The organism is Streptomyces niveiscabiei (assembly GCF_001419795.1).
Taxonomy (GTDB): domain Bacteria; phylum Actinomycetota; class Actinomycetes; order Streptomycetales; family Streptomycetaceae; genus Streptomyces; species Streptomyces niveiscabiei.
On the sequence record NZ_LIRL01000951.1, the window covers coordinates 1 to 7,989 of the forward strand.

General features: G+C 71.4%; 7 protein-coding genes. 2 read left to right on the plus strand and 5 right to left on the minus strand.

What is annotated here, in order from left to right:
• The 5 genes from AOK24_RS37640 to AOK24_RS51675 all read right to left on the minus strand — a co-directional run.
• On the minus strand, positions 1 to 488 hold a 488-nt coding region (locus tag AOK24_RS37640; protein WP_159052130.1), incomplete at its 3' end, for an MFS transporter.
• Positions 489 to 528: 40 nt separating this feature from the next.
• Complete coding sequence (locus AOK24_RS37645) at positions 529 to 1,935, minus strand: CitMHS family transporter (protein ID WP_055724438.1); 1,407 nt, start codon at positions 1,933 to 1,935, stop codon at positions 529 to 531.
• Positions 1,936 to 2,088: 153 nt separating this feature from the next.
• Positions 2,089 to 4,320: a molybdopterin oxidoreductase family protein gene (locus AOK24_RS37650; protein ID WP_055724439.1), complete on the minus strand. Its 2,232-nt coding sequence runs from the start codon at positions 4,318 to 4,320 to the stop codon at positions 2,089 to 2,091.
• Positions 4,321 to 4,503: 183 nt separating this feature from the next.
• Positions 4,504 to 5,121: a TetR/AcrR family transcriptional regulator gene (locus AOK24_RS37655; protein ID WP_055724440.1), complete on the minus strand. Its 618-nt coding sequence runs from the start codon at positions 5,119 to 5,121 to the stop codon at positions 4,504 to 4,506.
• Complete coding sequence (locus AOK24_RS51675) at positions 5,118 to 6,017, minus strand: nuclear transport factor 2 family protein (RefSeq protein WP_240554308.1); 900 nt, start codon at positions 6,015 to 6,017, stop codon at positions 5,118 to 5,120. Before AOK24_RS51675 ends, AOK24_RS37655 begins: the two co-directional genes overlap by 4 nt.
• Before the next feature lie 159 nt (positions 6,018 to 6,176).
• On the opposite strand from AOK24_RS51675, the gene hmgA reads away from it, so the two are divergent.
• Both hmgA and AOK24_RS37670 read left to right on the plus strand, forming a co-directional pair.
• Positions 6,177 to 7,508, plus strand: coding sequence for a homogentisate 1,2-dioxygenase (gene hmgA, locus AOK24_RS37665; RefSeq protein WP_055724441.1), 1,332 nt, complete (start codon positions 6,177 to 6,179; stop codon positions 7,506 to 7,508).
• On the plus strand, positions 7,505 to 7,989 hold a 485-nt coding region (locus AOK24_RS37670; protein ID WP_055724442.1), incomplete at its 3' end, for a GntR family transcriptional regulator. The genes hmgA and AOK24_RS37670, both read left to right, overlap by 4 nt.

Consider the following 7,989-nt stretch of genomic DNA (forward strand, 5'->3'; position numbering starts at 1 on the left):
TCGCCGGACCCGTCGCCGCCGAGGACCGCACCGGCGGCGACGGGTCCGGCGAGCTGGCCGAGGGAGGCGCCGATGGTGAAGTGCCCGAAGTTGCGGTCCTGTTCGTGCGGCGCGGACTGCCGGGCCACCAGCGACTGCGCGCCGATGACGAAGCTGAGGTGCCCGAGCCCCATCACGCCGCTCCAAAGAGCCATCGCCCACAGGGAGTTCGCGGCGCCGCTGAGCGCGCAGCCGCCCGCGATGAGAACGACGCCGGCCGGCAGCAGCGGGGCGCAGCGCCCGTGATCCGTACGGCGGCCCAGCGGGACCGCGGCGAAGAGCGGCAGCAGCGCGTACACCCCCGCGATGACGCCGACCGCCCGCTCGTCCGCGCCCAGCGCGAGGGCCCGGTAGGAGACGGCGGGCCGGGCCATCGACACCGCCCCCTGCGCGAAGGAGAAGGCGACGACGAGCCTGAGCAGCCAGCCGCGGTTCCCGCCGGGCCTCACAAGTACCTCCAGATGTACGCCGGTTGAGCCAGGTCCTGCGCTAGATGATCCCGAAGAGCATGCCCGCCGCGAGGATCACCAGGCAGGTGAGGCAGGCCCACTTGACGACGAACCGGGTGTGGTCGCCGAACTCGACCTTCGCCATGCCGACGAGGACGTAGACGGCGGGGACGAGCGGGCTGGACATGTGCAGCGGCTGGCCGACGAGGGAGGCGCGGGCGATCTCCAGGGAGGAGACGCCGTGCGCCTGGCCGGCCTCGGCGAGGACGGGCAGGACGCCGAAGTAGAAGCCGTCGTTGGACATGAAGTAGGTGAGCGGGAGGCTCAACAGGCCGGTGACGAAGGCCATGTGGGGGCCCATGCCGTCGGGAATGTTGTCGACGAGCCAGCGCGCCATGTGATCGACCATGCCGGTGCCCTTGAGGACGCCGGTGAAGACGGCGGCGGCGAAGACCATGCCGGAGACGTTGAGGACGTTCTCCGCGTGGGCGGCGAGGCGGGCCTTCTGGTCGGGCATGTGGGGGAAGTTGACGGTCAGGGCGAGGGCCGCGCCGAGCAGGAACAGCACCGGGATCGGCAGCCACTCCATGATCATCGCGGTGAGGAGGGTGACCGTCAGGAGCGCGTTGAACCAGTACAGCTTGGGGCGCAGGGTGGAGCGGTCGGGGTCCAGGACCCGGAAGCCGTCGTCGTCGGAGTCCTCGGGGTCGTGCGGGTTCCCGGGGAGGGAAGCATTGCTCTTGCCGCCGCCCGTAGTACCCGTAGTACCCGTAGTACCGGCGCCCACCAGCACCGTCTCCGTCTCCTCCACCAGCACCTCGTCCAGCGTCAGCACGCCGAGCCGCTTGCGCTCGCGGCGGCCGAGGACGTAGCTGAGGGCGATCACGAAGACCAGGCCGACGGCCAGCGCCGGGATCATCGGGACGAAGATGTCGCTCGCGTCGAGCTTCAGCGCGGTCGCCGCGCGGGCCGTCGGGCCGCCCCAGGGCAGCGTGTTCATCACGCCGTTGGCCATCGCGGCGACGCCGGTCATCACGACCAGGCTCATCTTGAGCCGCTTGTAGAGGGGGTACATCGCCGAGACGGTGATCATGAAGGTCGTGGAGCCGTCGCCGTCGAGGGAGACGATCGCCGCGAGGATCGCCGTACCGACGACGATCCTGAGCGGGTCGGCCTTGCAGAACTTCAGGATGCCCCGCACGATCGGGTCGAAGAGGCCGACGTCGATCATCACACCGAAGTAGACGATCGCGAACATGAGCATGGCCGCGGTGGGGGCGAGGCCGGTGACGCCGTCGATGACGTAGTCGCCGAGGTGGGCGCCCTTGCCGACGAACACGCAGAACAGCGCGGGGATCAGCACGAGCGCCGCGATCGGCGACATCTTCTTCAGCATGATCAGGACAAGGAATGTCGCGATCATGGTGAAGCCGAGGATGGTCAGCATGAGTTGGATACCTAACGTTCGCCCTTGAACATCCCACCGGGGGCTGGCGGTGCGACGACGTTAGGTGGCGCGCGAGAGTGTTAACAAGACGTTGACACGCGAGCAATAAGCGCAAAACTCCTGGTCAGGTACTAGAGCTCTAGTACTGCGGTATCAGCGGACGGGGTCCAGCTCGACGGGTACGCCGTTGAGGACCGCGTTCCCCGACAGGGGGTCCAGCAGCCGGCCGTCGAGGAGCTGGTTGACGTTGACGCCGGGATCGAGCGCGGCGTGGCTCATCCGGGTGCCGGGGCGGTCGTGGCCCCAGCCGTGCGGGAGGCTGACGACGCCGCGCCGGACCGAGTCGGTGACCTCGACGGGTGCGGTGACCGCTCCCCCGGCGCCCTTGACGCGGACGTACCCGCCGTCGGCGACACCGAGGCGTTCGGCGTCCTCGGGGTGCACGTGCAGGGTGCAGCGGTTCGAACCGCCGGTCAGGGGCGGCACGTTGTGCATCCAGCTGTTGTTGGAGCGCAGATGGCGCCGGCCCACCAGGACCAGTCCGTCGGAGAGTTGGGTCATCGCGCGGGCAAGTCGCGGGAGATCGGCGGCGATCGGCTCCGGGAACAGCTCGACCTTGCCGCTCCTCGTCTTCAGCGGCTGCGGGAGGCGCGGGCGCAGAGGGCCGAGGTCGATGCCGTGCGGGTGCGCGAGCACCTTCTCCAGAGTGACGCCGTCCGGCCGTACGCCGAAGCCGTCGCCGTACGGGCCGAGGCGGAGCATCAGGTCGAGGCGGCGCTCCACGCCGTTCTCGCCGGTGAGTTGACCAGCGAGTTCCTTGGGGTCGCGGCCGTGGGCCGGGGAGTGGGCCTCCTTGACGGCCTTGCCGAGGGTCTGGGCGATCACCATGTCGTCGACGGCCGATGGGTCGGCGCCGTGCATGCCGGTCGCGGCGAGGGTGAGGCGCGCGAGGATCTCGCTCTCGGCCATGCGGCCGGGTTCCAGCGGGATCGCGGCCCGGTTGTAGCGGACCTGCGCGCGGATGGCGAGGGTGTTGAGCGCGAAGTCGTGGTGCGGGCTCTGCGAGGGCGGCGGCGGGGGCAGGACCACGTCGGCGTGCCGGGACGTCTCGTTGAGGTAGGGGTCGACGCTGACCATGAACTCCAGCCCGGACAGGGCCTTGTCGAGCCGGTCGCCGTCGGGCGCGGACAGCACGGGGTTCGCGGCGACCGCGATCAGCGCGCGGATCGGCTCGCCCTCGGCCGTCGCCGTGTCGATCTCCTCGGCCAGCGCGGAGAGCGGCAACTCGCCCTTGGCCTCAGGGTGTTGGCTCACCCTGGACCGCCACCGCCCCAACGCGAACCCGTGGCTTGGGCCCGCCGGGCGCGGGGTCCTGTCCGTCGCCGCTTGCGGAAAGAGGGCGCCGCCGACGCGGTCGAGGTTGCCGGTGAGGATGTTGAGGACGTCCACGAGCCAGCTCGCGAGCGTGCCGTACGGGACCGTGCAGCTGCCGATTCGCGCGTACACGGCGGCAGTTGGGGCGGCTGCGAGGTCCCGGGCGAGCGTGCGGATCGTGTCCGCGTCGACGTCACAGGCGGCGGCCACCGCGTCGGGGGTGAACTCGCCGACGGCGTCCCGGAGTTCGGCCAGGCCCTGGAGGTGCGGGGTCAACTCCCCCGTCTCCACGAGGTCTTCGGCGAACAGGGTGTGCGCCATCGCCGCGAGCAGCAGGGCGTCCGTACCCGGGCGGATCGGGACGTGGCGGTCGGCGAGCTTCGCGGTGCGGGTGCGGCGCGGGTCGATGACGACGAGGGTGCCGCCGCCCGCCTTCAGCGCCTTGAGGCGGCCCGGGAAGTCGGGGGCCGTGCACAGACTCCCGTTGGACTCAAGGGGGTTGGCGCCGATCAGCAGGAGGTGGTCGGTGCGGTCGAGGTCGGGTACGGGGATGGCGTTCGCGTCGCCGAAGAGGAGGCCGGAGGAGACGTGCTTGGGCATCTGGTCCACCGTCGAGGCGGTGAAGTAGCTGCGCGTGCCGAGGCCGGCGAGCAGGACGGGCGGGTAGAGCGCGCCGGCGACGGTGTGCACGTTGGGGTTGCCCAGCACCACGCCGACCGACTCGGCGCCGTACCGCTCGACGACGCCGCGCACCCCGGCGGCCACGGCGTCGAACGCCTCCGTCCAGGTCGCCTCCCGCAGTTCGCCGTCCCGGCGGACGAGCGGCGTACGCAGCCGGTCGGGGTCGCCGTCGAGCGCGCCGAAGGACGCGCCCTTGGGGCATATGAAGCCCTTGCTGAACACGTCGTCCCGGTCCCCTCTGGCCCGGGTGACCGCGGTCCCCTCGATCGTGAGCGTCAGACCGCAGGTGGCCTCGCACAGGGGGCAGACACGCAGGGCGGTTCGGGACACGGGTCCTCCCGGAGGGGCGACGGCTTCGGCGCGGGTACTGGTACGCGGGTACTAGTACGTGGGTAGTGATACTCCGAGCGTACCGACCGGTAGGTATTACGGGGAGTCCTTTGGGGCTGGTCCCTGAGAGCGAGGGGACTACGACGAGGGGGAGGGGACTACGACGCCCCCGGCCCGGCTCTCTCAGTCCAGCACCCGCGCCAGATACGCCCGCAGCAGCTGCCGCGTCTCCTCGATCACCTGCTCGTCCCCCTCGGGGGACAGGCGGAAGGCCAGGTGGACGAGGGTGTCGGCGGTCTCGACGGCGATCAGGAACGTACGGCGCAGGTCGTCGTCCGGCGTCCGGTCGAGGTACGCCGAGAGGAGTTCCGTGAGGCGGTCGGCGACGCGCGTGTTGGGCTCGGCGTGCCGGGAGCCGACCGGGATCTGGTTGCCGAAGTCGACGAGGGAGAAGCCGGGGGCGGTACGGGTCATCTCCAGGTACTCGTCGAGCACCGCGTCCATCGCCGCCCGCCAGTCCCCCGTACCGGCCCGCTCAAGGCGCTCGGTCACCCGGGTGGAGTACCTCTCCAGGTTGCGCTGGGCCAGCGCGTCGGCCATCTGCCGCTTGTTCCCGAAGAAGCGGTACACCGAGCCGATGGGCACACCGGCCCGCTGGGCGACGGCCCGCGTGGAGAGGTCGTCGTAGCCCACCTCGTCGAGAAGGTCCGCGCACGCGTCAAGAATCCTGGTCAGCCGTTCCGCACTCCGGCGCTGGACGGGCGCTCGGCGCAGCGATGTCGCTTGAGGCACGGAGTTCATGATGCCTTTCCGCCGGTGGCCGGGGTACCCCGCCCGTCGGGACGGAACGGGCCGCCGGCCGCGCTCGGCTGCGCGGGAGTGCTAGAGGCTACCGCCGTAGTACTGGAGAGGGACCGGGTGCTCCCGGAGGGCGGAAGGGAGGAGGTGTCCACGACCAGGGAGACGTACGGGGAGTACCCGGAGTGCGGCGGGTACGGGGAGTACGGGTGGGGGTACGAGGCGACCGCGGCCGTCGGGAACGGCGTGCCCGAGGCCGTCGCCGCGAGACCCGAGGCCCTCCCCAGCGCGACCCCCGTAGGCGCCGCCGACCCCGCGGCCGAGCGCGAAGGCGAGCCCGACGCCGACCCCGGCCCTGAAGGCGAAGGCGACCCCGCCCCCGGCGAAGCCTCCGGCTCCGACGCCGTGATGTCCGCCGTGCTCTGCACCATCTTGCCGTCCACCGCCCACACCGTGCCGTCGTCCGCGTACAGCCGGGCGGTGACGTGGTGGGTGCCGTGCGGCAGGTAGCCCGCGCCGATGCGGTAGCGCGGGGTGCGCAGCTCGGCGAGCGGCTTGTCGTCGACGTACAGGCGCGCGGCCCCCCGGCCCTCGACGGCCCGCGCGGCGCTGCCCTGGGGGGAGAAGCGGAAGTTGCGCAGGGTGAGGCGCACCTCCCAGCTCCCGTCGGAGTCCGGTTCGACCTGGACGCCCACCCAGGGCGCCCCCTTGCTGCCTACCTCCCGGTACCGGCGGCCCGCCTCGTCCGTGTCGTCCAGGAGTTTTCCGGCAGGGGCGGTCGACGCCCCGTTCTTCCCGTCTCCCTGTTCGGAGCCGGCACTGGACCCGCAGCCCGCGAGTCCGGCCGGCAGCAGGACACAGACCGCGAGCGCGGCGAGAAACCCACGCGTCCACGACATGCCGTGAGCCTAGAACAGCCCCCCGGTGCTCGAATCCCCCTGGAGTCTGGTTCTCGTCCCCCCGCGATCGTCCTACCAGAGGACTACCCGGGTACCCCTTGCGAGCCAGCCGCTTCATTCCTACGGTGATACAGAGGATTCGGACGCGAGGGAGCGACGATGGCCACGGACGCGCGCAAGACCGCCGAGGGACTGACGTACCTCACCGGCTTCGGCAACGAGCACAGCTCGGAGGCGGTGCCCGGGGCGCTCCCCGAGGGCCGCAACTCTCCCCAGCGCGCCCCCCTCGGGCTCTACGCGGAGCAGCTCAGCGGTACGGCGTTCACCGAGCCGCGTGCCCACAACCGGCGCTCGTGGCTGTACCGGATCCGGCCGAGCGCCGCACATCCCGCGTTCGCCCGGACCGACAACGGCGCGATCCGTACGGGCCCCTTCACGGAGGCCGTCCCCGACCCCAACCGGCTGCGCTGGGACCCCCTTCCGGAGCCCGCCCCCGGCACCGACCTCCTCGCCGGGCTGTGGACGGTCGGCGGCAACGGCGACGCCACGCAGCGCGCCGGGATGGCCGTGCACCTCTACCACGCGAACGCCTCCATGGACCGCGTCTTCTCCGACGCCGACGGGGAGTTGCTGATCGTCCCCGAGCGCGGCGGCCTCCTGCTGCACACGGAGTTCGGCCAACTCCACGCGGAACCGGGGCACATGGCGCTGGTCCCGCGAGGCGTCCGGTTCCGTGCCACCCTCCTCGACGCGACCGCCCGCGGGTACGTCTGCGAGAACTACGGCGCCCCCTTCCGGCTCCCCGACCTCGGCCCGATCGGCGCCAACGGCCTGGCGAATCCACGGGACTTCAGGGCGCCGGTCGCCGCGTACGAGGACGTCGAAGGGCCCGTCGAGGTCGTCAGCAAGTTCTGCGGCAACCTCTGGCGAGCGACGTACGACCACTCCCCGCTCGACGTCGTCGCCTGGCACGGCAACCTCGTGCCGTACGTGTACGACCTGCGGCGGTTCAACGTCATCGGGACGATCTCGTACGACCATCCCGACCCGTCGATCTTCACGGTGCTGACGTCGCCGTCGGACACACCGGGGCTGGCCGGCGTCGACTTCGTGGTGTTCGCGCCGCGTTGGCTGGTCGGCGAGGACACGTTCCGGCCGCCGTACTTCCATCGCAACGTGATGAGCGAGTACATGGGGCTGATCGAGGGGGCGTACGACGCGAAGTCCGCCGGGTTCGTGCCGGGCGGGGGGTCGCTGCACAACATGATGTCCGCGCACGGGCCCGACCGGGAGACGTACGAGCGGGCGAGCCACGCCGAGCTGAAGCCCCAACGCCTCGACGACGGGCTGGCGTTCATGTTCGAGACGCGCTGGCCGATCACGCTCGCGGCGCATGCCGGGGAGCATCTTCAGGAGCGGTACGACGATGTCTGGCGGGGGCTGGAGCGGCACTTCCGTCCCGGGCACCGGAGTTTCAGGCTGGCGCCGTGACCTCCTTCGCCCCCGACTCGCTCAGCCTCAACGCCAAACTCCCTCTGTGGTACCAGGTTTCGCAGTCCCTGCGCGCCTCGATCCTCGGCCGCTCGCCCGACGCGCCGCTGCGCCTGCCGACCGAGGAGCGGCTCGCGGCCCACTACGGCGTCAGCGTCCTCACGATGCGCCAGGCCCTCAAGGAGCTGGAGACCGAGGGCCTCATCACCCGCCACCGGCGCCGGGGCACCTTCATCGAACCCGGCGCCAGGCGCGGCACGCCGGTACGCCTGTTGGGCTCGGTGGACGCGATCGTCGCCCAGCAGTCCGGCATGCGCACACAGCTCCTGGACCACGGCAGGGCCCCGGTCCCGCCCGAACTGGCCGCCCACTTCCCCGACTTGCCCGAGCTGGCGACGTACCACCGCCTCCGCTCCGACGAGAGAACCGGCGAGCCCACCAACCACGCCCGCAACTGGCTCCGCCCCGAACTCGCCGCCCG

Bases quoted from the DNA above. Each gene is read 5' to 3' on its own strand.
- AOK24_RS37645 (WP_055724438.1), bottom strand. From the start codon at position 1,935: ATGCTGACCATCCTCGGCTTCACCATGATCGCGACATTCCTTGTCCTG.
- AOK24_RS37655 (WP_055724440.1), bottom strand. From the start codon at position 5,121: ATGAACTCCGTGCCTCAAGCGACATCGCTGCGCCGAGCGCCCGTCCAG.
- hmgA (WP_055724441.1), top strand. From the start codon at position 6,177: ATGGCCACGGACGCGCGCAAGACCGCCGAGGGACTGACGTACCTCACC.
- AOK24_RS51675 (WP_240554308.1), bottom strand. From the start codon at position 6,017: ATGTCGTGGACGCGTGGGTTTCTCGCCGCGCTCGCGGTCTGTGTCCTG.